Source organism: Novosphingobium olei, assembly GCF_037076535.1.
GTDB lineage: Bacteria > Pseudomonadota > Alphaproteobacteria > Sphingomonadales > Sphingomonadaceae > Novosphingobium > Novosphingobium olei.
In genome coordinates, this window is the sequence record NZ_AP029021.1 from 619,866 (window position 1) to 645,366 (window position 25,501).

Below are 25,501 nucleotides of genomic sequence, written 5' to 3' on the forward strand. Positions count from 1 at the left end.
GCCATGGCCGCCATCGCGCAGCTTGCTTCGGATGCCGCTGCTGGTTTCAATCACCTCGTAATGGCGCGCTGTTCGGACATCAAACGCGCTGAACAGGTGCACGCCTATTACGCGGCACTCGCGCCCGAGCATGCGCCGCTGCTGCTCCATAATGGAATTCCTGCCGGCGAGGCCCGAGATGGTTTAGCCCGCCTCCGCCGCGGGGAAGCACGCATCGTAGTATGTGTGGACATGCTGGGTGAGGGTTTCGACCTCCCAGAGCTGAAGATTGCCGCGATCCACGATCCGCACAAGAGCCTCGCGATCACGTTGCAGTTCACGGGGCGGTTTACCCGCTTTCGCTCCGATCTCGGTGAAGCCACGATGATCGCCAATATCGCCGACCCTGGCGTCGGAGAGGCTCTACAGGACCTGTATGCGGAGGATGCGGATTGGAACGTCCTCCTCCGAGACCTTAGCGAGGGCGCCAACACTAGGCAGGCTCGTCGCTCGGACTTCATCGACGCGTTCCAAGATGCTCCCGACGTCGTTTCGCTGCGCAATATCTTCCCAAAGATGAGTGCGGTCGTGTTTCGGACAGGCACGCGACGGTGGCGGCCCGATCGGGCGATCGCCGCGATTGGTTCGACGGAAATCTATGCCGGTCCGACTGTGAACGAACGCAACAAGGTGCTGCTATTCATCACACGCGAGCATGATGCCGTGTCTTGGGGTGATGTCCGGGATATCCGAAACACCGAGTGGCACCTTTATCTCGTTCATTGGGACGAAGGACAGGGGCTCCTCTACATTAACAGCTCAAACAACAGCAGCATGCACGAAGATTTGGCCAAGGCCGTGGCTGGCGATGATGCAGCCATATTAAAGGGCGAACTTGTGTTTCGTTCGCTTCATAACGTGAACCGGCTGGTCCTTACGAATCTTGGTCTTAGCGATGTTATCAACGACCGGCTGAGGTTCAGCCTGCATGTGGGGCCGGATATCACTGATGCATTGCCAGAGGCAATGCGGACTAACAAGCGAAAGTCCAACCTCTTCGCACATGGTTACGAGGACGGCGCGCGAGTAACGATTGGCTGCTCGCAAAAGGGCCGGGTGTGGTCGATGATGACCGCTGAGGACCTCTCATCCTGGGTTGAATGGTGCCACGCGGTCGGTGCCAAGCTCCGCGATGATACGATCTCGACCCGCGATGTCTTCACCAACGTGATCCTGCCGGTTGAAATCAGTGAGCGTCCCGCCCTCATTCCGCTTCTGATCGATTGGCCGGAGGAATTCCTGAAGCGTGCCGAAGACGCTATCAAGGTCACAATCGATGGAGAATCCGTGCTGTTCTTTGATGTGGAACTGCAAGTTTTGGATTTTACGACCGATACGCCGATCCGCTTTCGGGTCGTCACTTCCAACAAGATCGCCGACTATATCGTTCGATTCGCGCCGGATGGCGTCTCCTACGAACCACAGGGCGCTTTTGCGGCCGACATCACGATTGGGCGCACCACAAGGTCGCTTGGGGACTGGTTCCGCAGAGAGCCGCCTGCGATACGCTTCGACAATGGCGGCTACCTTGAAGGAACTGAGTTATTCGTGCCTCCGATCGGGGCCGCGCGAAAGCCGTTCGACCGCGATCGGATCGTCGAATGGGATTGGGCTGGTGTCGATCTCTCGAAGGAATCGCAACGCGTGGAGAAGCGACCGGACTCAATACAGCGGCGCGTCCTTGATCGCCTTCTCGCCACTACCACAGAGGATGAATTCCCTATCATTTTTGATGACGATGATGCTGGCGAAGCCGCCGATATTGTCTGTATTGGGGTTCGCGACGGCAGGCTGGTAATCCATCTTTACCACTGCAAGTTTGCAGGATCCCCCAGCGCGGGGGCTCGGGTCGACGATCTTTATGCGGTGTGCGGCCAGGCGCAACGTAGCACGCACTGGCGTAGCGCAGTGCCGGAACTCTTCAAGCATCTTCGTCGCCGCGAGGACAGCCGCCGGGCAAAGCTCGCGGCTGCCGGGATTGACCACGTTTCGCGTTTCGAGCGCGGTGATCTTCGCGGCTTGCGCGATCTAGCCAAACAGGCGAAGCTTCTACTTCCGGAACTGAAGGTCTTTATCGTCCAGCCAGGGTTGTCCAAAAAGGCTTTGGTAAACCGACAGCTTGATTTACTCGGGGCGACCGAACTCTATCTGATGGACACAGCAGCGATTCCATTGGGTGTAATAGCGAGTGAGTAACTTCCGCTTACCCCATACTCCTGGGCCGGATGGGTGACAGACGCTACGTTCTCCGAGCGGCTCCTCAGGTTCGGGCCGCGCTTGGTAACGCTGCTTTGCTGGGAACTGTTGGCTTTGTAGGACTAAGTAAGCGACGGCTTGCTGCCTCATCATACCTGAAACCGGACAGGCATGAACCTCCCATTCTCGCTCATATCCTCGAGTGCCGCCACCGGTGCTACCCAGTCGGCAATGTCCGGATCTGACAAACGCTGACGTTGGGAAGCATCGTATGAAACGGCAGGGAAGTACCCGTTCCAGCTAGACCCTACAGGTGTTTAAAATCCTCGTCAGGCTCTTCCCGCAAACGCGCCCTTGATGACCTTGCCGCCCTCTCGGATCGTATCGAGATAGTCGCTCCACCATTGCGCCATGCGGACGCGCTCATCCCAGTGTTTGCCGCGGTGATAGACGCCGCGAACGGCATTGCTGTCACCGTGGGCCAAACCGCGTTCAATCGCGTCTGGATTCCAGAGGCCGCTTTCGTTCAGCATGGTGGAGGCCGTAGCCCGAAGACCATGGGCGGTGACTTCGTCCTTCGTGAAGCCCATCCGCCGGAAAGCGGCATTCAGGGTGTTTTCGCTCATCGGACGGACGGAGGCGCGAGCTGACGGAAACACATACCCCTCGGTGCCGACCATCTCGGCAAGTTCCTTGAGATACCCGACTACCTGCTTGGACAACGGCACGGCATGAGGGCGGCGCGCCTTCATCTTTCCCTCTGGGATGCGCCAGACGCCTTCTTCGAGGTCGATCTCTTTCCAATCGGCATGCCGCAGCTCGCCAGGGCGTACAAAGACATGGGGGGCGACAAGCAAGGCGTACCGGGTAATGAAATTGCCAGTGTAGTCCTGGATCGCACGGAGCAGCCCACCAAGATCCTTGGGCTCAAGGATCGCTGCATAGTGCTTTGCCTTGGGCGTTATCAGCGCCCCGCGGAGCATCGCCGTCGGGTCGCCTTTGCAGCGCGTCGTGGCAACCCCATAGCGAAACACGCGGCTGGCAAAGGATCGGGTCTTTTTGGCGGTCTCGTGCTTGCCCTTCGCTTCGAGGCGCTTGAGGGGAGCCAGCACCTCGAACGGCTCAATCTCGTCGATCGGACGGCTGCCGATGGCATCCGTCAGCTGGTCGAGGAAAAAGTTGGCCTTGATGATGGTCGCATCCGCCCGACCGTTCTGCACCATCATCTCATCAATGTACTCGCGGGCCACCGCCTCGAATGTCTGGGCAGAAAGAAATTCCGAACGGATCTTCTGCTTGCGCTTCTCCATCGCCGGGTCACCGCCCGCCGCGACTTTAACCCGCGCCTCATAAGCCGCTTGGCGTGCGTCCTTGATATTAATTTCGGGATAGGAGCCGATCGAGAGCTTCTTTTCAACGGTGCCGATTCGATAGCGGAATCGCCAGAGTTTTCCGCCCGATGGGGACACCTCGATGTACAATCCGCGGTCGTCGGCGACCTTGTACGGTTTGTCCTTTGGCTTGAGTGCGCGAAGCCGGGTTTCGGTCAGAGGCATGGGCGGGCCTTTTCCCAATGTGGTTTTCGCAAAGGCCCGTCAAAGGCCCGCAAAAATGTGCGGAACCCCCGAGAAAAGGCGGGACGATCCGGCACGATCCAAGGGCCAATTCCCTTGGATTTCTGCGGGTTTAATACACTTGCTGGGTTCTTCTGAGAAGAACAAATGGTGCCCAGAAGAGGACTCGAACCTCCACGCCGTTTCCAGCGCCGCCACCTGAAGACGGTGCGTCTACCAATTCCGCCATCTGGGCACGGAGGCGAAGGGCAAAGCGCCGTTTCGCCGGGTAGGAGCGCGCCTCTAGAGCGGGTCTGGCAGGGTGTCAACAAGGGTTTGTCGAAAGCAGCCGACTCTTTTTCTTCGGCATTGAACGGGCATGGCTCTCTGTGCCAAAGGCGGCAGCCGGAACTTGTGGGGCCCATCCGGAGTCCCCGCAGGGCAAGGCATTCACGTTCACACCAATTGCGGGCGGAACAGGGCATATGAGCAAGGGCAGGACGCGCGATCTCGAAGGACGGCTGGTGGCGCTGATCGGCGGCAGCGGCTTCTTCGGCACGCATCTGGCGCAGGAACTGCTGGCGCGCGGCGCGCGGCTGCGGGTCTGCAGCCGCCATCCCGAGCGCGCGTTCCGCGTCAAGCCGCTGGGCACGCTGGGCCAGGTGCAGCAGGTGGCGGTGGACATCGCCAAGCCGCACACGCTGGACGTGGCGCTGACCGGCGTGGATTCGGTGGTGAACCTGGTCGGCGCGTTTGCCGGCAACCTCGACGCGGTGCAGGGCAAGGGCCTGCGCCGGCTGGGCGAGATCGCCGCTGCCAAGGGCGTGCAGGCGCTGGTCCACATCTCCGCCATCGGCGCGGATGCCGAAAGCGACGTGGCCTATGCCCGCACCAAGGCGCAGGGCGAGGAAGCGTTGCAGGAGGCGTTCCCCGGCGTGACCGTGCTGCGCCCGTCGGTGATGTTCGGCGAGGACGACAAGTTCATCAACATGTTTGCAGGACTGATCGCGGCCTTCCCGGTGCTGCCGGTGTTCGGACCTGCGGCGAAGTTCCAGCCGGTGTTCGTCGACGACGTGGCCGAAGCGGTGGGCAACGTCCTGGCCGCGCCTGCGGCCCACGCCGGCAAGACGTACGAGATTGCCGGTCCCGAGCAGATCACCATGGCTGACCTCAACCGCCGCATCGCCAAGGCCGAGCATCGCGGCCGCGTGTTCCTGGATCTGCCGGACAGCATTTCGTCGGCGATCGCCACGTTCACCGGCTGGCTGCCGGGCGCGCCGCTCAGCCGCGACCAGTGGAAGCTGCTCGCCCAAGGCAACGTCGCCAGCGGCACGCTGCCCGGCCTGAAGGAACTGGGCGTCCATCCGCGCCCGCTCGAGCTGTTCCTTGACCGCTGGGCCGTGCGCTATCGCAAGTATGGCCGGTTCGGAGCGAAGACGCGCCTTGCCTGATGGCGGGGCGCTTAGCCCTCCATCACGCGCTGCGCGGGATCAGGCGTTGACGTCGGCGTAGTGCGTCGGCGGGTGGATCACGTCCATCCGTTCGGAAAGTAGCGGTCGAAAGCTGGGGCGGCTCTTGAACACAGAGTACCACCCCCTTGCCTGTTCATGCTGCGACCAGTCGATCCCGCCAAGATAGTCCACCACCGAAATCTGCGCTGCCGCCGCAAGATCGGCGAGGCTCATCGTCGCGCCCGCGAGCCAGGGGCGATGGTCGATCAGGTAATCAATGTAATCGAGGTGAAGGTTCGCCATGCGCATCGCTTCGCGCAGGATGCGGCTGTCGGGCGACTGGCGATAGACCAGCCGCTTCTTCATCCGCTCTTCAAGCAGCGGGTGCGTGACGTCGGCAAAGAAGTTTTCGTCGAACAGCGCGATCAGGCGGCGGATTTCCGCCCGGTTGGTTGCCGTGCCATTGATCATCGGCGCCTTGTCGACGGTTTCCTCGAAGTATTCGCAGATCGCGCGGCTGTCGACGATGGTGATCTGGCGTTCGGGATTGTGGATCACCGGCGTGCGCAGCGCAGGGTTGAGGTTCTGGAATTCGTCGCGCTGCTCCCACGGGTTTTCGCGGATGAGATCGTAGGCGATGCCCTTTTCGGACATCAGCAGGCGCACCTTGCGCGAGAAGGGGCAGAGGGGGAACTGATAGAGTTGCCACATGATGCGGCCGTCAATGGACGATGGCGGCAGGCCAAGTCCAGCGCCGTTGCAAGAGGCACCACAGTTTTGCACCGGGAACCTGTGGGGCCAGCCGGATTCTAGACCTTGCACGGCGAGATGCGAGGCAGGCGACCATGGCGGCAAGGGCATATTGGCAAGGGCAGATCCGGCTGGCGCTGGTTTCCATTCCGGTCGAGGTCTATTCGGCCACGCGATCGGGGGCGGCGATCGCGTTCCGCCAGATCCACGAGCCGAGCGGCAAGCCGATCAATTACGAGAAGGTGGTGGCCGGGATCGGCCCGGTCGATCGCGACGAGATCGTCAAGGGCTATGAAGTGAGCCGGGGCGAATACGTGCTGCTCGACGATGACGAGATCGAGGCGGTCAAGATCGAGAGCCGCAAGACGCTTGAGCTGGTGCAGTTCGTGGGCGCCGACGAGATCGAGCCTCTGTGGTATGAAAAGCCGTACTACGTCGTGCCGGCCGATGATCTGGCCGAAGAAGCCTATGTCGTGCTGCGCGAGGCTTTGCGCGCGGCTGGCAAGGTGGCGCTGGGTCAGCTTTCGGTGCGCGGGCGCGAGCAGCTGGTGAGCCTGAAGCCGTGTGGGCGGGGCATCGTGCTGGAAGTGCTGCGCTACGCCGACGAGGTGCACAAGGCGCGCGGGTTCTTTGCCGAGATTCCCGACGATGCGCCGTCCGAAGACCTGCTCGACCTGGCCACCACGCTGATCGAGAAGAAGACCGCGCCGTTCAAGCCCGAGGAATTCCACGACCGCTATGTCGATGCATTGCACCGGCTGGTGGAGAAGAAGGTGAAGGCGCGGGGCAAGAAGATCCTGGAGGATGTGTCCGAACCGGCACCGCGCGGTGGCAACGTGATCGACCTGATGGCGGCGCTGAAGAAATCGCTGGGCTCGGGGGATGGCGGCGGCGCAGAGAAGAAGCCGGCCGCGAAGAAGGCCGCGCAGCCCAAGCGTTCGGTGGCAAAGCCGGCCGCTGCGCCGCGGCGGAAGAAGGCCTGAGCCATGGCCAAGAAGCCGGTCGATCCGCTTGAAGCCTATAACGCCAAGCGCGATTTCGCGAAGACCGCGGAGCCCGCGGGCAAGCGCGCGGCGGGGAAGGGCGGCAATCGCTTCATCGTGCAGAAGCACGATGCAACGCGGCTGCACTGGGATTTCCGGTTGGAAATCGACGGCGTGCTCAAGTCCTGGGCGGTGACGCGCGGGCCGAGCCCGGACCCGGACGACAAGCGGCTGGCGGTGCGGACCGAGGACCATCCGCTGTCCTATGCCGAGTTCGAGGGGACGATCCCCAAGGGCGAATATGGCGGCGGCACCGTGATGCTGTGGGACCGGGGCACCTGGGCACCGATCGCAGGCAAGTCGGCCAAGGATCTCGACAAGGGGCACTTGCACTTCACGCTCGAGGGCGAGCGGATGAAGGGGGAGTGGATCATCTTCCGGCTGAAGCCGAGGGGGAAGGAAACCCGCGAAAACTGGCTGCTGCGCAAGGTGGAGGATGCCTTTGCCGAAAAGGGCGACGTGCTGGTGGAGCGGGGGCTGACCTCGGTACTGACCGGGCGGACGATGGCCGAGATCGAGGGCGACGTGAAAGGCGCGCATTCGCTGAAAGGCAAGAAGGGCAAGGCCTTTGCCGCCGAGATGGAGGCGGCGGCCAAGCGCAATGCCAAGGTTGCGCCGGCGCGCAAGAAGGCAGGCAAGGCGGCGCACGGCGCCAAGGGCTTGCCCACATTTCGCACGCCGCAGCTGGCCACGCTGGTGGACAGCGTGCCTGCCGGAAACGGCTGGATGCACGAGATCAAGTTCGACGGCTATCGCGCGCTGATCGCGACCGATGGCGCGGAGGTCCGCGTCTATACCCGCAACGGGCTCGACTGGACCGACAAGTTCGCCCCGCTGGTGTGCGAGCTTGTCAGGCTGGAACTGCCGCCTGCGCTGATCGACGGCGAGATCGTCGCCTATGACGACAAGGGCAATCCCGACTTTTCCAGCCTGCAGAAAGTGCTGAAGCGCGGCCACGGCGCGCAGGACGATACCACGCCGCTATCGTTCCACGCCTTCGACCTGCTCGAGCTCGACGGAGAGGATCTGGCCGCGCTGCCCAATATCGAGCGCAAGGAGCGGCTCCACGCTCTGCTGGCGCAGGCCAAGCCGCCGATCCACGTGGCCGACCACGTGATCGGCGCGGGCGAAAAGCTGTTCAAGGCAATGTGCGCTGCAGGGCAGGAGGGCGTGATCTCCAAGCGGATCGACGCGCCATACCAGAACCGGCGCAGCAAGAGCTGGCTGAAGGTGAAGTGCATCCTGCGGCAGGAGTTCGTGATCATCGGCTGGAAGAAGTCGAGCGCGCGGGGGCGGCCGTTTGCGTCGCTGCTGCTGGCGCAGAACGAGGGCAAGCGGCTGGTCTACAAGGGCAATGTCGGCACGGGCTTCGGCGGTGGGGCGATGGAGGAACTGGCCGCTGCAATGGGCAAGCTGGTGGTGGAGACGCCCCCTGCCGAAGTACCGCGCGAAGACCGACGCGGGGTGACATGGATCAGGCCCGAGCTGGTGGCGGAAATCGCCTTTGCCGAATTCACTGCTGAGGGATCGGTGCGCCACGCGAGTTTCGTGGGGCTGCGGGGCGACAAGCCCGCGTCGCAAGTCGTGCCCGAGCGGGTGGAGGCAGCGCCCGAGGAGGGGGACGTGGGCGCCGAGGTGAAGATCAGCAATCGCGACCGGGTGATATTTCCCGAAAGCGGTGAAACCAAGGGCATGCTGGCAGACTGGTACGCCCAGGTGGCGCCGCTGATGCTGCCGTTCGTGGGCAGCCGTCCGGTGAGTCTGGTGCGCTGTCCGCAAGGGCGCGGCAAGAAGTGCTTTTTCCAGAAGCACGATAGCGGCAGCTTCGGCGATCACGTGCGGCAGGTGCCGATCGCCGAAAAGGATGGGCAAGCCGAGGACTACATTTACGTCGAGGATGCCGCGGGGCTGCTGGCCTGCGTGCAGATGGGCACGATCGAGTTCCATAGCTGGGGCGCGCGGGTGGATGACGTCGAGGCGCCGGACCGGATGATCTTCGACCTCGATCCCGACGAGGGGCTCGGCTGGGACGAGGTCCGCCGCGCGGCACGGCACCTGCACGACCGGCTGGCCGACATCGGGCTTGCGAGCTTTGCCATGCTGTCGGGCGGGAAGGGCGTGCACGTGGTGGTGCCGCTGACGCCGGGCCATTCGTGGGAGGCGCACAAGGACTTCGCGCGGCGCTTTGCCGAGGCGCTGTCGATGGCCGAGCCCGACCGCTTCATCGCCACGATGAGCAAGGCGAAGCGCGTGGGCAGGATCTTCATCGATTACTTGCGCAACCAGCGCGGGGCGACGGCGGTTGCCCCCTATTCGGCGCGCGCGCGGGCGGGGGCGCCGGTCGCGCTGCCGATTGCGTGGGGCGAGCTCGACCAGTTCGACAGCGCGCATCCCTACTCGATCCGCGATGCCGAAACGCTGCTGCGGCGCGCCAAGGGCAAGGGCCTTGCCGGCTGGGGCTTTGCCAGCCAGACGCTCCCTGATCTGTAATCGCCGAAAAAAGTGCAAGCCAAGCCGCCTGACTTGCTGTAGGGGGCAGCGCAACGATGGCCCGGGCGTGTGCGCAAAGGGCATCACTGCCGCGGTGGGAGCGGCATCCACGACAACGACAAGAAAAGATCGGGCCGCACACCCGCTCCATAGGCATTTGTTATGACATTCGAAGGACTTAACTCCGCGCTCGACCGGGCGCTGACCGGCCATGGCTATTCGGCGCTGACGCCGGTGCAGGCCGCCGTGATCGAGGCCGAAGCCAAGGGTCGCGACCTGATCGTCTCTGCCCAGACCGGCTCTGGCAAGACCGTGGCATTCGGCCTGGCCATGAGCGACGAGCTGCTGGGCGAGCAAGGCGTGCTGCCCCAGGCCGGTGCGCCGCTGGCGCTGGTGATTGCGCCCACCCGCGAACTGGCGCTTCAGGTCAGCCGCGAGCTCGAGTGGCTCTATGCCGAAACCGGTGCGCGCATCGCCACCTGCGTTGGCGGCATGGACCCGATGCGCGAGCGCCGCACGCTGAACTTCGGCGCGCATATCGTGGTCGGCACGCCGGGCCGCCTGCGCGACCATATCGAACGCGGCGCGCTCGACTTGTCGAGCTTGCGCGCGGTGGTGCTCGACGAGGCGGACGAAATGCTCGACATGGGCTTCCGCGAGGATCTGGAAGAACTGCTCGACGCGACGCCGCAGGGCCGCCGCACGCTGCTGTTTTCGGCCACGATGCCGCGTCCGATCGAGATGCTGGCGAGCCGCTACACTGACAATGCGCTGCGCATTTCGACGATGAATGCGGCGCGCGGGCATGGCGACATCGCCTACCAGGCGGTGACCGTGGCGCCGGCCGACATCGAGCACGCCGTGGTCAACCTGCTGCGCCTGCACGAAGCGGAAACCGCGATCCTGTTCTGCGCGACGCGCGACAACGTGAAGCGGCTGCACGCGCTGCTGGTCGAACGCGGCTTTGCCGCCGTGGCGCTGTCGGGCGAACACAGCCAGTCGGAACGCAACAACGCGCTGCAGGCCCTGCGCGATCGCCGCGCCCGTGTCTGCGTTGCCACCGACGTGGCCGCGCGCGGTATCGACCTGCCGTCGCTTTCGCTGGTGGTGCACGTTGAAATCCCGCGCGATGCCGAAACGCTGCAGCACCGTTCGGGCCGCACCGGGCGCGCGGGCAAGAAGGGCACCGCGGTGATCGTCGTGCCGTTCCCGCGTCGTCGCCGCGTCGAGATGATGCTGCGCGGGGCGCGGATCGAAGCGGCGTGGATCGATGCGCCGGGGCCGGAGGAAATCCGCGCCGCCGACCGCGAACGCCTGCTCGGCACGCTGCTGCAGCCGGTGGAGGCCGACGAGGCCGACGCCACGCTGGTCCAGGAACTGCTGGCGCACAAGAGCGCCGAAGAACTGGCCATCGCGCTGGTCCGCGCGCATTCGGCCGCGCTGCCGCAGCCCGAGGATCTGATCGGCAACAGCCCCGAAGCCCGGGCCGAGCGCAAGCGTCCCGGTTTCGAGGACGTGGTGTGGTTCCGGCTCGACGTCGGCCGTCGCCAGAACGCCGATCCGCGCTGGCTGCTGCCGCTGCTTTGCCGTCGCGGCCACGTGACGCGCGGCGAGATCGGGGCGATCCGCATTTCGGCCAACGAGACTTTCGTCCAGATTCCGCGCGCGGCGGCCGACCGATTTGCCCATGCCGTGGCCCGCACGGCGGGTGTCGAGGGCGACGACGAAAGCGGCATCACCATCGAGCATTCGGCCCAGCCGCCGCGCGAGATGGCCCGCGACAACCGCCGCGCCGGCCCGCCGCATCGCGGTGAGCGCGCAAACGGCGACCGTCCGCATGGTGGCGAGCGTCCCTATGGCGATCGCTCGCACGGCGGGGACCGTCCCGGCGGCGAACGGCCAAGTGGAGGGGCGCCGTTCCGCAAGAAGGTCTACAAGGCCAAGCGCTTCGAGCGCTGAGGACGGCTGGGGGCTGATGCTCCCGTCCTTCCGCGCTAGTCGAAGGATCGCTCTGAGGCTTGGGGGCTGCGCTGTTTCGCAAGAAGAAGGGCAGCCCTTCGACAAGCTCAGGGCGGGCGGGCTTCTGATTGCGGAGCGTTTTGGCCCTATCGATTTGCGAGGTCTGCGGCTCGGCCGTCAGGTTTGTGCGCGAACCTCGGGATGCTCACTCTTTCCGTTTATCCTGAGCCTGTCGAAGGATCGTACTTGAGTTTGCGAGGCCGCGCTGTGCCGTTGAGGGTACGGCGGCCCTTCGACAGGCTCGGGGCGAACGGGGATAGGGGGGCGGACGTGCGCCCGCTTGTCAGATCGGCTCAACCTTCAGGACTTCGATGGCTTCGGCCTTGCCGTTGAAATCGATGCGTTCGCCCGCTTCCGCATCCATCATCGCGCGCGGGAGCGGGGCGGTGAAGGCGACCTTGCCTTCGCCGGCGTCCGCCTCGTCATGGCCGACGATGGCAATGGTGCGCTCCTGCCCGCCCATGCGGAAGGTGACGCGCGTGCCGAAGGCGACGCTTCCCCCATCGGCGGGGGGGATGAGCTCGGCGTTGGCGCGGCGGGCCTTCCAATAGCGCAAGTCCCGCTTGGCGGCCGCGAGCGCGGTCTCGTCGGGGTCGGCGGCGACCAGCGCTTCGAACTGCGCGATGCGGTCTTCGATCAGGGCAAGGCCGGTGGGCGTGACCCAGTTAGGACCGGGCGGGATCGGCACTTCGAACTTGGGTTCGAGATGTTCGTCGTCGCTTTCGCGGCGGAAGGCAACGCTCATGCACCTTGCTCCTGCGCCAGTTCGTAGGCTTCGCTGGCTTCCATCCAAGCGGTTTCGGCGTATTCCAGTTCCGAAGCCTTGCGACCGCGACGTTCCGAGAGCTGGCCCATGGTCAGCTTGGCGAGATCGCCCTTGACGCTGCCGGGCTCGAACATCGCGCGATCGAGCTCGCTGAGTTCGGCCTGGAGCTTGGCCACGCGCGATTCCGCCTCGGTCACGGTCTTCTTGAGGCCCTTCAACTGTTCGCGCAGCTGGGCATTGGCGCGGCGATCCTGCTTGCCGCTACCGCCCTTGCCGCCGGCGCTGCCTTCGGCCTTCGGCTGGTTGCGGCCCAGCACGAAGTCGATGTAATCCTCCATCGAACCGTTGAATTCGCGCGCGGTGCCTTCGTCGACAAGGACGAGGCGATCGGCGGTGAGTTCGACCATGTGGCGATCGTGGCTGATCAGCAGGACGGCGCCCTTGTACTCGTTCAGCGCCTGGACCAGCGCTTCGCGCGCATCGACGTCGAGGTGGTTGGTCGGCTCGTCCAGGATCAGCATGTGCGGCGCATCGCGCGTAACGAGCGCAAGGGCGAGGCGGGCGCGTTCGCCGCCCGATAGCGTGCCGACCTGCGCCGTGGCGCGCGGGCCGGAAAAGCCGAAGCGGCCCAGTTGTGCGCGCACCGCAGCGGGCGTCTTGCCCGGCATGGCGCGGGTCATGTGTTCGAGCGGAGTGGCATCGCCCGCCAGCTCTTCGACCTGATACTGCGTGAAGTAGCCGATCTGCATCTTGCCGGCCGCGTTCATGGCGCCTTCCATCGGCGCCAGCTGCGCAGCGAGCAGGCGCGCGAGCGTGGTCTTGCCGTTGCCGTTGCGACCCAGCAGGGCAAGGCGATCGTCGGGATCGATGCGCAGGTTGAGCCGGCGCAGGATCGGCGTTTCGGCATAGCCGACGGCTGCCAGATCGAGCGTGATCAGCGGCGGGCGCAGTTCTTCCGGGTCCGGGAAATCGAACGACAGCGAGGGATCTTCCATCATCGCCGCGATCGGCTGCATCTTGGCCAGCATCTTGGCGCGCGATTGCGCCTGCTTGGCGGTGGAGGCGCGGGCGCTGTTGCGGGCGATGTAGTCGCGCAACCGTTCGGCCTGCGCTTCCTGTGCGGCGCGCGCGGCGGCGACTTGGGCGGCGCGTTCGGCCCGCTGGCGTTCGAAGCTGTCGTAGCCGCCGGGGTAAAGCGTGACCTTGCCGCCCTGAAGGTGGAGGATGTGGTCGCACACCGAATTGAGCAGGTCGCGCTCGTGGCTGATCACCAGCAGCGTGGCGGGGTAGGACTTGAGGAAGTTTTCGAGCCAGAGCGTCGCTTCGAGATCGAGGTGGTTCGACGGTTCGTCAAGCAGCAGCACGTCGGGCTGGCTGAACAGCAGCGCGGCGAGCGCGACGCGCATCTTCCAGCCGCCCGAGAAGCTGTCGAGCGGCTGGCCCTGCATCTCTTCATCGAAGCCGAGGCCGGAGAGAATCCGCGCGGCGCGGGCAGGCGCGGTGTAGGCGTCAATCGCGATCAGGCGGTCGTGCACGTCCCCCAGGCGGTTGGGATCGGTGCAGGTTTCCGCTTCTTCGAGCAGCGCGGTGCGCTCCTTGTCGGCGGCGAGCACGGTTTCGAAGGGCGTGGCATCGCCGGCCGGCGCTTCCTGCGCGATGTAGCCCAGGCGGGTGCCGCGCGGCATCTCGATCTCGCCGTCGTCGGGCTCGATCTGGCCGATCAGCGCCTTCATCAGCGTGGACTTGCCCGCGCCGTTGCGACCGATCAGGCCGACCTTGCCCTTGGGCGGAATGGCAGCCGACGCGCGCGACAGGATTTCGCGCCCGCCAAGGCGCACGGTAAGGGACTGGATCGAAAGCATCGCGCGCCCCTAGCAGGGTGGGGCGAAGGGGGAAAGCGCAGCAGCCCGTCAGAAGCTGCCCTTGATGAGCAGCGTGAACAGCGGTCCGATCAGCTGGTTGCGTGTTTCGGTGAACAGGATGGGCGACTGGTCGCGGCGGCCGGCATAGACCACGCGGTCCCAGCGCCGGCGGGCGTTGAGGAGGTTGTCGGCCGAGGCGCGGACGGTGAGCCCGAACACGTTCTTGTTCTCGACATAGAGCCCGGCGAAGACAGGGCCCTCCCAGTCTCGACCGAATTCGCCGACGCGGTAGCCGAGCGACTGGTGCGAATAGTTGAACGAGCCGCCAATGGCCCAGTTGGTGCCGGGCAGATCGTCGCGCAGTTCGATCTCGGCAAGCCGGTCGGTGATGTTGCTGTAGGTGATGGTGCGCAGCGTGACCGGGTCCTTCAGCCGGGTGTGCTGCAGCAGCAGGTGCACATCGACCCGCGCGCCCTTCCAGCCGAGCGGTTCTAGCTGCAGCGTGGTGTTGCTTTCCAGGATGCGCACGCGGGCCCTGGGCACGTTGCCCACGGATTCGCCGTCGGGGCCCACGGGCACCACGGTGACGTAGTCTTCCACCTGCCGCCCGATGAAGCGCAGCTTGGTCGAGCCCCAGCGGCCGAGGTTCTTGTTGGCCTCAACCTCGAGCGTCCAGTCCTGCTGCGGCACCAGCTCGGCATTGCCGGCGTTGGCGTTGCCGTTGTCGAGAAAGCGGCGGGCTAGGAAATCGTAGAACGAAAGTTGCCCGACGCGGCGGCGGACGCGGACCGACAGGTCAAACGTCGGGTCCGGCTTCCAGGCGAGCGAGAGCGAGCCCTTGGGGCGGAAGAAGCGGCGTTGCAGACCGTCGGCTCCGGTCTGTCGCAAGGTCGACCATTCGGCGCCGCCGACGAACTGCAGCGTGACCGTCTTCGAGACCGGGCGGCTGACCGAAAGGCTGGCATCGTAGCGGTCTTCGGCGACGCCGCCCGTGCCGCCGGGGAAGGGTTCGCGGGTGAAGCTGCCGTCATCGGCGAGCGTGCCGACCGAGGCGACGTTGTCGAGGCGGTTGAACGCGCCTTCGCCAGCGATCTGCCAATCGCCGCCAAACATCTTCCAGCTGTATTCGGCGCGGGCGATGCGTTCACTGGTATCGCCGACCTGGGCATAGAGATCGCCATCGGCGGGACTCTGGTCGGCATAGGAGGTGACGACGGTCTGCAGGTAGGGTTCGTGGCTTTCGCGGTTGAGGCCGATCAGTTTCAGCCGGCCGGGGCCAAGCGCGAACTCGACATCGCCGCCCAGTTCCCAGTTCCACGTATCGTTGCGAACCTTGATCAGGCGCAGGCGATCGGGACCGCCCCACGGCGCTTCGGCGGGCAGGCGGGTGCGCTGCGAGCGTTCGTCGTAATGCGACCAGATCTTCTGGATCGAGGCGTTGAGGTTGATGACCGACGAGCCGGGGCCATCGATGACGAAGCGGCCGGCGAGTTTGGGATTGTCTTCGTCGCTGGTCAGTTCGTCGTGCCGGCGTTCGACGATTCTGCCGCCTGCGTCGCGGATCGTGGTGGGGCCGCCGGCGGCGCCGCGGTTGGCGTCGTTGACGAGGCTTATGGTATACTCGACCCAGTCCTGCCGGCCGCTGACCGAGATTTCGCCGTCGTAGAGCCGGGGGTGGGCATAGTGCGGGCGCACTTGCGGCTCCCAGCGGAACTGGCCCGAAAAGCTGTCGGTCCGGGCGATGATGTTGGCGACCTGGCCCGACAGGCCGGGCACCTTGAGCGTGGCCGCATCGACCAGCTCGATGCGTTCGACGGTGCTTGCCGGAATGCGCGAGAGCTGGGTGTAGATGTCGTCCGATTTGGACGAGAGGCGCTGGCCGTTGACCAGCACGTTGCCGCTCGCCTGACCAAGGCCACGCGCCTGTTCGGCTTCGCGGATCGAGAAGCCGGGCACGACGCGCAGCAGGTCGAGCGCGTTGCGGGGTGCGAAGCGCGCGAAGTCAGCGGGGGTAAAGACGGTCCGGCCGGATTCGAGCGCCGGGGTCGGCGCTTCCGTTTCCGGCGCGCTCGTCGATGCATCACCCGCAGCGAAGGCGGGTGTGGCAAGGGCCGAGGAGAACAGCAGCGGCGCGGCCAGATTGCGGAAAGATTGCATTGGCAATCATTGGCTTGCTCGCGGTGGCAGCGGGTGTCGTCATCGACGAGCGACAAACCGTGCCCGACCGGCGGCCGAACGACATGGGGTTAAAATTCCTGAAATATCGAAAGGGCCTTGCCAGTCTGCCGCAGTGCAACAATGGTAGCTCGTCCTATTGCTGCGGCCCGATGTGCAACCGCCACAGTTGATCCACAGCGGGACGGGAGGCCGTCATTCATGGTGTTCAACCGGTGCTCTGAGCGAGGTAGGCTCCGCAGGCGACCACGTGTGCGTGGCCCAAGCACCAATGGCCATTGTCACGATCCGGCCGAGGCCTCATCCGGCCAGTCTCATCCACTCCATCACGGTGGAGATGGACCCGGTCAGTAGGTCGACCGTGTCAGGATGGCTGTACCGAATGCGCCGCGATTGAAAATGGAAATGATCCAGATTGTGAACACGCTCGAGACGATCCATGAATCGGCATTGCTTTCGGCGGCGATGTTCGTTGCCTTTTTCGGATTTCTCCTGATTTTTTCCGAAGTCATCCAGAAGATCGACATCTTTCGTCAAAGCACCACCGTATCCAGTGATCGGTATGGCTCGCTGGATGGATTGCGCGGAATTCTCGCGTTTGGTGTGGTCACGCATCATGCCCTGACGGCTTATATCTATTTCACGACGGGCGCGTGGGACTGGAGCAGGAATCCGGTTCTCAATCACCTCGGGCAAACCACCGTTGCCATTTTCTTCATGATCACCGGCTTTCTGTTCACCGAGAAATGTACGGCCAGATCATTGAATTGGCGCTCGCTTTATATCTCGCGCATCGCGCGTCTGGCGCCGCTGTACAGCATTGTCGTCGTGATCGTGTTCGCCGCGGTGCTCGCCTTGTCGGACTTTACGCTGAGAGTGCCGCCGGCCGAGTTGCTGAAGCAGTTTGTCCAATGGCTGGCCTTTGTCTGCCTTGGCCGACCCGACATCAACGGCATGGCGATGAGCTGGACCCTGATTGCCGGTGTCAACTGGTCGCTGAAGTTCGAATGGGCGTTCTACCTGTTCGGCGTGCCGCTGCTGTTTGCCGTGTCGCGTGTGCTAAGCCGGGAATCGATGTTCGTCGGCTCGCTCGGCCTGCTCGCAGCTGCGATCGTCTTGGTGGGCATCCGCGGCGAGCTTGATGGGACGCCGCTGTACATGCTGCACTTCCTGTGCGGGATCACCTCTGCCTTCATTTATGAGAACAAGCTGGGAAGATCGATGATATCCTCGCGGATATTCCATCTCCTCGCCGCCTCATCCGCGATCCTGCTCGGATTTGTGCCCAACTCGCACAACGCCCTTGCTTTGGTGGTGGCGCTGCTGATCTTCCTCGCTTCGATCGGGGGCCTGTCGATCTTTGGCATTCTGAAGCGCCCGAGTGCGGTGTGGCTGGGCGATATCAGCTATGGCGTCTACCTGATCCACGGCCTGATACTCTACGCGACGTTGTACGCGTTGAAAGAGCATGGCCTGTTGCCGTACTTCGGATCGCCTTTGTTTATCGGCATCCTGCCAACGATCGGAGCCGTGGTGACGATCTTGGCTTCGCTTTCGTACGTTTACATCGAAAAGCCGATGATCGCTTTGGGCCGTAGCCTGGCAAAGAGGAAAACAGTCGGGGCGCAACCATGAGGCGCGCATGCGACGACGCCCGCATAGCGGGCCGTCGCTGATCCTGAGGCCCGCGTCAGTGGGCGGTGCCGAGCATCCGCATGCGTTCGCGCAGGACGTCGATGGCGATCTTTTCGATCTGCTCCATCGGACAGTCGGCATCGAGCAGCGCCGCAAGCGAGCGTTGCTTCTGGGCGATCAGGTCGATGCCCTGGAGCGAATCCATATGCCGCATGGCGATGTCCATGTCGGTGCACAGCCTCGCGCCGAGCGCTTCGACTTCCTGCGCGAGTTCTTCCAGCACCACCGCGATCTGACGGTGGGTGGCCTGATTGGCCATCGGCTTTTCCTTCCGTTCCGTCAGGCGGCTTCCGCAAGCTGGGCGCCGTCGCTCAGCGCCTGGAGATTGAGCACCATCACCATCTTGTCCTCGATCGCGGCAAGGCCTTCGAGGAACGGCACCACCGTGTCGTGGCCAGCGGTGGGCGGGGGCGGCTGCATCGCTTCGTCGGGCACGGTGACGATGTCGCTCACCGAATCCACGATCCAGCCGCCCACTTGCGCACCCAGCTGGGTGACGATGATCGCGTGGCGCGGGGTCGGCTCGGTTGCCGACCATCCGAGCCGCGCGGCAAGATCCACGACCGGCAGCACGGTGCCGCGCAGGTTGACGACGCCCGCCACATAGTGCGGCACGCGTGGCAGCCGCGTCGTCGGCGTCCATGCGCGGATCTCGCGGATCGACATGATGTCGAGCCCGAAGACCTGGCCTTCGACTTCGAATGTGATGAGTTCGCGGATCATGGCGCGGGCCTCCTGCAACGGGTGGATGGTGGGTCAGTGAGCGACGCGGCGGACCGCGGCGACGAGCTTCTGGGGATCGAACGGCTTGACGATCCAGCCGGTGGCGCCGGCTGCGCGGGCGCGGGCCTTCTTTTCCTCGCTGCTTTCGGTGGTCAGCACGAGGATCGGACGGTCGCGGTGGCGGCTGCCTTCGCGCAGCTTCTCGATCAGGCCGAAGCCATCGAGACGCGGCATGTTGATGTCGGTGATGACCACGTCGACTTCGTTCAATGCGAGCCAGTCGAGGGCGGCGACGCCGTCCTCGGCCTGGGCCACGTCGAACCCCTGGGTGGTCAGGGCATGGTTGAGCAGCGCGCGCATGGACGGGCTGTCGTCTACGGTCAGGATGCGGGTGGTGTTGCTCATTTCTCGGGCTCGCTTCAGGCTCAGAAGAGTTCGACGTCGCCGGTGGACTTGTCCGGACGGCCGGTGGGTTGGACGGGCGGTGCGAGGCGATCCTCGACCGTGCGGCAGCGCACCTGGCCGGAGGCCGGGCGGAAGTCGACGCGGCGGGCACAAGTGCCGCCAAGGTCCTCGCGGACCAGCTCGATGCCCTCCCTCTGCAGGAAAGCTCGGGCAAATTCGGCATTGGCGGTGCCAATGCGCATCATGTTGCGGTTGACGTTGGCGCCGCCGTAGAGGTGCGCCTTGAGCCGCCCCTTGCGCGCGCCCTTGCCGAGCATCGTGTTGACCAGAAGCTCCATCAGGTAGACGCCGTAATGTTCGTCCACCGTGGTGTTGCCGCATCCGGCCGGCGGTTCGGACAGCAGGAAATGGTTCATCCCGCCGACCCGCGCTTCCGGATCGAACAGGCAGGTGGCGACGCAGGAGCCGAGCACGGTCGAATACTCGGTCGACGGATCGCTGGTGGCAACAGCCTGGCCCTGCATCACGGTGACCCGCTCGACGGGGCGCGCCGCTGCGCCGGCGATGGGGCGTTCCATCATCATGTCAGGCAGCCTTGCTCAGCGCGTGGCGCGCGATGTGGCCGATCGGCGCGACCACACCCGCCGCGCCGAGCGAAATCGCGGCGCGCGGCATGCCGAACACGGTGCAGGTCGCTTCATCCTGCGCGATGGTGTGCGCGCCCTTCTGCGACATCGCGAGGAGTCCGCGCGCGCCGTCGCTGCCCATGCCGGTCAGGAGGATGCCCACGGCCTGTGGACCGACCAGTTCCGCAACCGAACCGAACAGGACATCGACGCTGGGCAGGTGGCCGGATACCGGCTCGCCCTTGCGAAGCTTGGTCGTCAGCAGGGCGTTGGCGCCGCCCAGCAGAAGGTGCCGGTCATCGCCCGGGGCGATATAGACGTGGCCGTCCTTGAGCGGCATGTCGGGTTCGGCAACCACGATCTTGGGCGGGCAGGATCCATCGAGCGTGCGCGCCACGGCGGGCGCGAAGCGGGCGTTGATGTGCTGGACCACCAGCGTGGGCGGGCAGTTTTCGGGGAATGCTCCGAGAAGGGTTTGCAGCGCTTCCACACCCCCCGTCGACGAGCCGATTGCGATGACCCGTGGCCTTTCGCGCAGGGAGCCGCGCGCTTCGGTCGTGATACGCTGGACTGACTGGCGCTGTGCCGCGGCTGCCGCCGGCGTGGCCGATGCGGCAGGACGCGCATGGAAGGTAACCTTCGATGCCTCGCGGATCATCTGCGCAAGCTTGCCGTTGTCGTCCATCGGCAGGCCGGTGCTGTTGTCGCTCTTGGCGTAGCAATCGACCGCGCCCAGCGCGAGCGCACGGGCGGTGGTTTCAGCACCCTTCTGCGTCGCACCCGAGACGATGATCACTGGCGTGGGGCGCAGTTGCATGATCTTCTCGAGGAAATCGAGGCCGTTCATACCCGGCATCTCGACGTCGAGGGTGACCACATCGGGGTCCAACTCGCGGATCACCTGGCGGCCTTCGGCGGCATTGGCCGCAGCGGCAACCACTTCGATGTCCGGCTCCTTGGCGAGGCGGCTCATCAGGATTGCGCGCATGGTGGGCGAATCGTCGACGATGATGACGCGGATGGTCATGCCGCATTCCTCCGGTAAATCGTGGGGCCCATGGGCGACAGCTCGGAGAGCGCCGGGCCGGTGACCCGCTCGCTGTGTCCGATGTAAAGCCAGCCGCCCTGCACCAGCATTTGCGCGAAGCGGGCGACGAGCCGTTCCTTTGTGGGATTGTCGAAATAGATCATCACGTTGCGACAGAAGATCACGTCGAAACGTCCTTGCATCGGCCAATCGCCGAGCAGGTTGAGCGTGCGAAACCGGGCAAGGCCGCGCACTTCGGGCGCAATCTTGGCGTCCTCGCCGCTGACCGAGGTCCACGCGCGGCGGAGCGGCTCGGGCACGGGCTTGAGATCTTCGGCGCGGTACGTCCCGCCTTCGGCTTTGGCGATGGCGTGGGTGGCGATGTCGCTGGCAAGCAGGCGAACGTCGCGCCGGGCGATTGCCTGACCAGCGGTGCGGTCGGGGCCGAGCAGAGTCATCAGCAGCGACCAGGTCTCTTCGCCGCTGGAGCAGCCCGCCGACCACAGGCGCACCTTGTCGCCGCGTTCGAGACGCGACAAGAGGTGCGGGCGGACGTCCTGCTCGAAATGTTCGAAGTGATGCGCCTCGCGATAGAAGAACGTGTGGTTGGTGGTGAGCGCGCAGATCGCCTTGCTGCGCTCGGCCGCATCCTCGCGCAGGCGAATGACGTAGGCCCCGAAGGTCTGGCAGCCCGAGGCGCGGACCAGCGGTGCCAGCCGCGAATAGACCAGCATCGCCTTGCCCTGCGGCAGGACGATCCCCGCTTCACGGTGCGCAAGATCGCTCACCGCCTTGAAATCAGCGGGGCCGTAGACGTCCGGGCTGATGCCCGGCAGCGTCTCGGAGAAGGTCGCGGTCAGGTTCACGCGGCCTCCGCCAGCGACTGGCCGGACAGCGAGCGCGAGACGAGGCCATCGACATCGACGATGAGTGCGACGCGGCCATCGCCGAGGATGGTCGCGCCGGCGACGCCTTCGACCGAGCGGTAATGCGTGTCGAGGCTCTTGATCACGACCTGGCGCTGGTCACAGATCGCGTCGACGAGCAGCGCGGCGCGCCCGGCGCGTTCGGTTTCGACCACGATCAGCACGCCTTCGTCGGCCTTTTCGACCGCGCCCCGCGCGCCGACCGCAAGGTGCAGCGGCACGACCGGGATGAAGCGCCCGCGCACGTTGATCATTGCGCGCGCCGCGCCGAGGCCCTGAACTTCCTTGGGATCGGGGCGAAGGCTTTCGACGACGTTGGCGAGCGGCACGACCAGGGTCTGGTCACCGACGTTGACGATCATGCCGTCGGAGATGGCGAGCGTCAGCGGTAGCGTGAGAGTGAAGGTGGTGCCGCGCCCTTCTTCGGATTCGATAGTAATGCGGCCGCCCAGATCCTTCACGTTCTGGCGCACCACGTCCATGCCGACGCCGCGACCGGAAATGTTGGAAATCTGCTGCGCGGTGGAGAAGCCCGGCGCGAAGATCAGCGCGTCGATCTCCTCCTTCGACAGCTGCACGTCAGGCGCGACGAGGCCCTTTTCGATCGCCTTGGCCAGTACGCGTTCGCGGTTGATGCCGCGGCCATCGTCCCCGATGCGGATGAGGATGCGGCCCGAACGGTGCTCGGCCGACAGGGTGAGCGTGCCATCGGCCGACTTGCCGGCCGCGATGCGGTCCTCGGCGCATTCGATGCCGTGGTCGACCGCGTTGCGGATGAGGTGGGTGAGCGGTTCGCCGAGGCGCTCGATCACGGTCTTGTCGAGCTCGGTGCTTTCGCCCGAGACTTCGAGCCGGACGTGCTTGCCGGTGCTGGCGGTCAGTTCGCGCAGAATGCGTGGCACGCGGCTGAACACCGAGCCGATCGGCTGGGCGCGGATCGCCATGGCCGATTCCTGAATGTCGCGCGTCAGGCCTTCGAGCACGGCGAGTTCTTCGGTGACGGCAAGGCCATCGCCGGCAAGGCGCTGGGCCATCATCGCCTGCGCGATGACCAACTCGCCCACGGCGTCGATCAGCTTGTCGAGCTTGCCGAGTTCGATGCGGATCGACTGCCCCGGTGCCGGCGGAGCGGGGACGCTTGCCTGCTGGGCGGCGCTTGGCGAGGGCGCGGGATCGGTGACCGAAGCGGTAACCGGCGCTGGGGATGCAGCCTGCGGGGCAGGTGCCGCCGCCGCCGGAGCGGACGCCGTTGCCGGTGCAGGCGCGGCAGGGGCCGGTGCTGGCGCAGCCGCGCGCGGCGCGGGCAGCTGGACGGCCGGCATTGGCGCGCTTTCGCCCACCGCGATGCCGCATTCATCGCCGACGAAATCGAAGATCTCGCGTACCGAATCCTCGGTCGCTTCGGGCGGGAAACCGAACGTCCAGCCGAGGTAGCCAGTGCCGATGTCGAGCGTATCGAGCGGGGGAATCGCGTCGATGTCGCATTCGATGCAGGCGCCACCCAGGGCGATCATCTCGCGCAGCATGAGCAGCGGTTCGCTGCCGTTGCGCATCGATCCCGCGTGCGGCCGGACCTTGAACAGCCAGACGGCGGGTTCGGCAGACCCGCCCTGATCGGCCGGCACTTCCCCGGACGTTTCCCCGCCCGATGCGGAACCCCCAACGGCGCCGGTAATGTCGTCGAGCATGGCATCGAAATCGAAGCCGAAATCATCGTCCGCGCTTGCCGATGCGCCCGCTTCCGCTTCCGGCGCGGCTTCCGGTTCGACGTCGGCACTGTGCGTGGCGGTTGCATCCGCGCTGCCGGCGTTGGAAGCCATGGCGGCCGTGAGTTCGGCCTGGAGGGCCGCATCGTCGGGCGTATCGCCTTGCCCGCGGGCAGCGCTGACATGATCGCTCAGCGTATCGAGTGCGCGCAGCAGCAGGTCCACGAGCGGCGCGGTGATCGCGACGGTGCCGTCACGAACGTCTGACAGCAGTGTCTCGAACGTATGGGTGAAGCCCTGCAGCGCGATGTAACCGAAAGCGCCGGCGCCGCCCTTGATCGAGTGGACGCCGCGAAACACGGCGTTAACGGTATCGGCGTCCTGCGTGCCGGCCTTGCAGGCCGCGAGACCCTGTTCGGCAGCGGCGAGCGATTCTTCGCATTCGGCGAAGAAGATGGCCTGAATTTCCTCGGCGTTCACAGCGCGCCTCCGCGCAAATCGCCATCGAACAGTTCCGCATCAAGCCCCAGCTGACGGGCGGTGTCGCGCAAGCTGGCGGAAGGATCGATCATGGCGCCTTCACCGGTGTGCCGCGCGCTGACCAGGACCTGGAGCATGGCCAGGCCGATCTGCGTGCATTCGCGCGCATCTATGTGGAGCGGCCCGGAGCCGAGCGCGGCGACCATCTCGGGCAGCAGCGCTTCGGCTGCGGCGCGGTCGCACCTCGACGGGAGGGTGATCGTCGGCATTGGTTCGGGTTCCCCCTTTGCGAGACCTCAACCGCGAACGCTTCCGACGATTCGGCTGGCGTGGAGCGGCACTTCGAAGCAGCGGACTAGCGCCCAAGCGGCAAAGGTCGGATTGCCCGCCGCTTAGGGTGAGATACCTATCAGGCGGGATGGAATTTGCTGGGCGGTTGAGCGCTATCAGCAGGACATGGGCGTCGCTCCAGACGTCCTTGAACTGATTTGAAAGTAAGGGCTTGTAACCAATGCACGATGCACGCGTCCTGGTGGTCGATGATTCCGCGGCGATGCGCGCCCTGTTCTCCGATATTCTCGATCAGGCGAAGAACGTCAGCGTGGTCGGGGCTGCCCGTAGCGCCGACGATGCGCGTGAACAGATCGAGGAACTGAAGCCCAACGTCATCACGCTCGATGTCGAAATGCCGGGCATGAGCGGGATCGAATTCCTTGAAGAGATCATGGAGAAGAACCCGCTTCCGGTTGTCATGCTGTCCTCGCTGACGCAGGCCGGCACCGAAACGTCGCTCAAGGCCTTCGAGCTTGGTGCGGTCGAGTGCTTCCCCAAGCCGCTGAAGGCGACGCCCGAACAGTTCGCCAAAACGGTCGGCAAGCTCGGCAAAATCGTGCTGGCTGCGGCCAACTCGAACGTGAAGGATCGCAAGGCAGGTCAGCGCCAGCATGTCGATGCTGGTGCGACCTTCGAATGGAATGGCCGCATCGTGGCGTTCAGCGCCTCGATGGGAGGCATCGACGCGCTGACCACGATCCTTTCGGGCTTTCCGCAGAACTGCCCGCCGACCGTGGTGTGCCTGCAGGCAGAGCCGATGCTGGTCGAAACCTTCATCAAGCGGCTCGACACCGACCTCAAGTGCAACGTCAAGGCTGCACGCGATGGCGCAGCGCTGACGCAGGGCACGATCCATATCGCCGCCGATCCACAGAGCCACGTGGTGGTCGAAGCCGGTCAGCCACCCAAGGTGCGACTGCTGCAGCGCGATCCGGTCGAAGGTGCGCGGCCGAGTGCGAACCTGCTTTACGGCTCGATCGCGCGCGCCGCGATCATGTCGGTTGGTGCGGTGTTGACCGGAATGGGCGCGGACGGCGCCAAGGGACTGAAGTTGCTGCGTGATTCCGGGATGGAGACCTTCGTCCAGGATCGCAAGACGGCACTCGTTGCCGAAACGCCGGACGCCGTGATCGCGCTGGATGCCGCTTCGCGCGAAGTCCCGCTCGACGATATCGGCGCCGCAATCCTCTCCAGTTGCAATCAGAGTTGAGGGAGCCCTGAAGGTCGCAAGAATAC

21 protein-coding genes and 1 tRNA gene are annotated in these 25,501 nt (G+C 64.9%); 8 read left to right on the forward strand and 14 right to left on the reverse strand.

Annotated features, from left to right (window positions below; genetic code table 11):
- Positions 1–3: 3 nt before the first annotated feature.
- Positions 4–2,235, forward strand: coding sequence for a DEAD/DEAH box helicase (locus AACH40_RS02895; protein WP_338644127.1), 2,232 nt, complete (start codon positions 4–6; stop codon positions 2,233–2,235).
- 329 nt (positions 2,236–2,564) lie between these two features.
- Here the strand turns inward: AACH40_RS02895 and AACH40_RS02900 are convergent, their stop codons facing one another.
- Together AACH40_RS02900 and AACH40_RS02905 are read right to left on the reverse strand one after the other, a co-directional pair.
- On the reverse strand, positions 2,565–3,791 hold the full coding sequence (locus AACH40_RS02900) for a tyrosine-type recombinase/integrase (RefSeq protein ID WP_338644128.1): 1,227 nt from the start codon (positions 3,789–3,791) through the stop codon (positions 2,565–2,567).
- A gap of 166 nt (positions 3,792–3,957) precedes the next feature.
- A tRNA-Leu gene (locus AACH40_RS02905) sits at positions 3,958–4,044 on the reverse strand.
- A gap of 229 nt (positions 4,045–4,273) precedes the next feature.
- Here AACH40_RS02905 and AACH40_RS02910 point away from each other — a divergent pair.
- Positions 4,274–5,239 carry a complex I NDUFA9 subunit family protein gene (locus AACH40_RS02910; RefSeq protein WP_169492191.1) on the forward strand — a complete coding sequence of 322 codons (966 nt, stop codon included), beginning with the start codon at positions 4,274–4,276 and terminating at the stop codon, positions 5,237–5,239.
- 39 nt (positions 5,240–5,278) lie between these two features.
- Here AACH40_RS02910 and AACH40_RS02915 read toward each other — a convergent pair whose 3' ends face one another.
- On the reverse strand, positions 5,279–5,950 hold the full coding sequence (locus AACH40_RS02915) for a glutathione S-transferase family protein (RefSeq protein WP_338644129.1): 672 nt from the start codon (positions 5,948–5,950) through the stop codon (positions 5,279–5,281).
- 134 nt (positions 5,951–6,084) lie between these two features.
- On the opposite strand from AACH40_RS02915, the gene AACH40_RS02920 reads away from it, so the two are divergent.
- The 3 genes from AACH40_RS02920 (at position 6,085) to AACH40_RS02930 (ending at position 11,481) form a co-directional block, all read left to right on the forward strand.
- Positions 6,085–6,972 carry a Ku protein gene (locus AACH40_RS02920; RefSeq protein WP_338644130.1) on the forward strand — a complete coding sequence of 296 codons (888 nt, stop codon included), beginning with the start codon at positions 6,085–6,087 and terminating at the stop codon, positions 6,970–6,972.
- Positions 6,973–6,975: 3 nt separating this feature from the next.
- A complete protein-coding gene (gene ligD, locus AACH40_RS02925; RefSeq protein WP_338644131.1) occupies positions 6,976–9,522 on the forward strand; it encodes a DNA ligase D in 2,547 nt (848 codons plus the stop codon).
- Positions 9,523–9,684: 162 nt separating this feature from the next.
- Positions 9,685–11,481: a DEAD/DEAH box helicase gene (locus tag AACH40_RS02930; RefSeq protein ID WP_169492195.1), complete on the forward strand. Its 1,797-nt coding sequence runs from the start codon at positions 9,685–9,687 to the stop codon at positions 11,479–11,481.
- A gap of 343 nt (positions 11,482–11,824) precedes the next feature.
- On the opposite strand, the gene AACH40_RS02935 is transcribed toward AACH40_RS02930, so the two are convergent.
- The 3 genes from AACH40_RS02935 to AACH40_RS02945 are packed head-to-tail and all read right to left on the reverse strand — an operon-like array spanning position 11,825 to position 16,326.
- Positions 11,825–12,286 (reverse strand): GreA/GreB family elongation factor, encoded by a 462-nt coding sequence (locus AACH40_RS02935; RefSeq protein WP_338644132.1) that lies wholly within the window; start codon positions 12,284–12,286, stop codon positions 11,825–11,827.
- The gene (locus AACH40_RS02940) at positions 12,283–14,169 is read right to left on the reverse strand and encodes an ABC-F family ATP-binding cassette domain-containing protein (protein ID WP_338644133.1); all 1,887 of its coding nucleotides are present in this window, start codon (positions 14,167–14,169) and stop codon (positions 12,283–12,285) included. Before AACH40_RS02940 ends, AACH40_RS02935 begins: the two co-directional genes overlap by 4 nt.
- A 48-nt stretch (positions 14,170–14,217) precedes the next feature.
- Entirely contained in the window at positions 14,218–16,326 is a 2,109-nt protein-coding gene (locus tag AACH40_RS02945) for a TonB-dependent receptor plug domain-containing protein (protein ID WP_338644134.1), read from the reverse strand.
- On the opposite strand from AACH40_RS02945, the gene AACH40_RS02950 reads away from it, so the two are divergent.
- A complete protein-coding gene (locus AACH40_RS02950; RefSeq protein WP_338644135.1) occupies positions 16,326–16,517 on the forward strand; it encodes a hypothetical protein in 192 nt (63 codons plus the stop codon). The two genes, AACH40_RS02945 and AACH40_RS02950, sit on opposite strands and share 1 nt — an antisense overlap.
- Before the next feature lie 232 nt (positions 16,518–16,749).
- The gene (locus tag AACH40_RS02955; RefSeq protein ID WP_338644136.1) at positions 16,750–17,979 is read left to right on the forward strand and encodes an acyltransferase; all 1,230 of its coding nucleotides are present in this window, start codon (positions 16,750–16,752) and stop codon (positions 17,977–17,979) included.
- A gap of 55 nt (positions 17,980–18,034) precedes the next feature.
- On the opposite strand, the gene AACH40_RS02960 is transcribed toward AACH40_RS02955, so the two are convergent.
- The 8 genes from AACH40_RS02960 to AACH40_RS02995 are packed head-to-tail and all read right to left on the reverse strand — an operon-like array spanning position 18,035 to position 24,201.
- The gene (locus AACH40_RS02960) at positions 18,035–18,298 is read right to left on the reverse strand and encodes a hypothetical protein (RefSeq protein WP_169492200.1); all 264 of its coding nucleotides are present in this window, start codon (positions 18,296–18,298) and stop codon (positions 18,035–18,037) included.
- 20 nt (positions 18,299–18,318) lie between these two features.
- The gene (locus AACH40_RS02965) at positions 18,319–18,762 is read right to left on the reverse strand and encodes a chemotaxis protein CheW (protein ID WP_169492201.1); all 444 of its coding nucleotides are present in this window, start codon (positions 18,760–18,762) and stop codon (positions 18,319–18,321) included.
- Between the two features lie 33 nt (positions 18,763–18,795).
- Complete coding sequence (locus AACH40_RS02970; RefSeq protein WP_169492202.1) at positions 18,796–19,167, reverse strand: response regulator; 372 nt, start codon at positions 19,165–19,167, stop codon at positions 18,796–18,798.
- A 20-nt stretch (positions 19,168–19,187) separates the two neighbouring features.
- Positions 19,188–19,748 (reverse strand): chemotaxis protein CheD, encoded by a 561-nt coding sequence (locus AACH40_RS02975; RefSeq protein ID WP_169492779.1) that lies wholly within the window; start codon positions 19,746–19,748, stop codon positions 19,188–19,190.
- 4 nt (positions 19,749–19,752) lie between these two features.
- Positions 19,753–20,820 (reverse strand): chemotaxis-specific protein-glutamate methyltransferase CheB, encoded by a 1,068-nt coding sequence (gene cheB / locus AACH40_RS02980; RefSeq protein WP_169492203.1) that lies wholly within the window; start codon positions 20,818–20,820, stop codon positions 19,753–19,755.
- Positions 20,817–21,686: a CheR family methyltransferase gene (locus tag AACH40_RS02985; protein WP_169492204.1), complete on the reverse strand. Its 870-nt coding sequence runs from the start codon at positions 21,684–21,686 to the stop codon at positions 20,817–20,819. Before AACH40_RS02985 ends, cheB begins: the two co-directional genes overlap by 4 nt.
- A complete protein-coding gene (locus AACH40_RS02990) occupies positions 21,683–23,932 on the reverse strand; it encodes a chemotaxis protein CheA (protein WP_338644139.1) in 2,250 nt (749 codons plus the stop codon). The genes AACH40_RS02985 and AACH40_RS02990 overlap by 4 nt, the downstream gene beginning before the upstream one ends.
- On the reverse strand, positions 23,929–24,201 hold the full coding sequence (locus AACH40_RS02995; RefSeq protein ID WP_169492206.1) for an STAS domain-containing protein: 273 nt from the start codon (positions 24,199–24,201) through the stop codon (positions 23,929–23,931). The genes AACH40_RS02990 and AACH40_RS02995 overlap by 4 nt, the downstream gene beginning before the upstream one ends.
- Before the next feature lie 242 nt (positions 24,202–24,443).
- Here AACH40_RS02995 and AACH40_RS03000 point away from each other — a divergent pair, with 242 nt between their 5' ends.
- Entirely contained in the window at positions 24,444–25,475 is a 1,032-nt protein-coding gene (locus AACH40_RS03000; RefSeq protein WP_169492207.1) for a chemotaxis protein CheB, read from the forward strand.
- Positions 25,476–25,501: the final 26 nt, after the last annotated feature.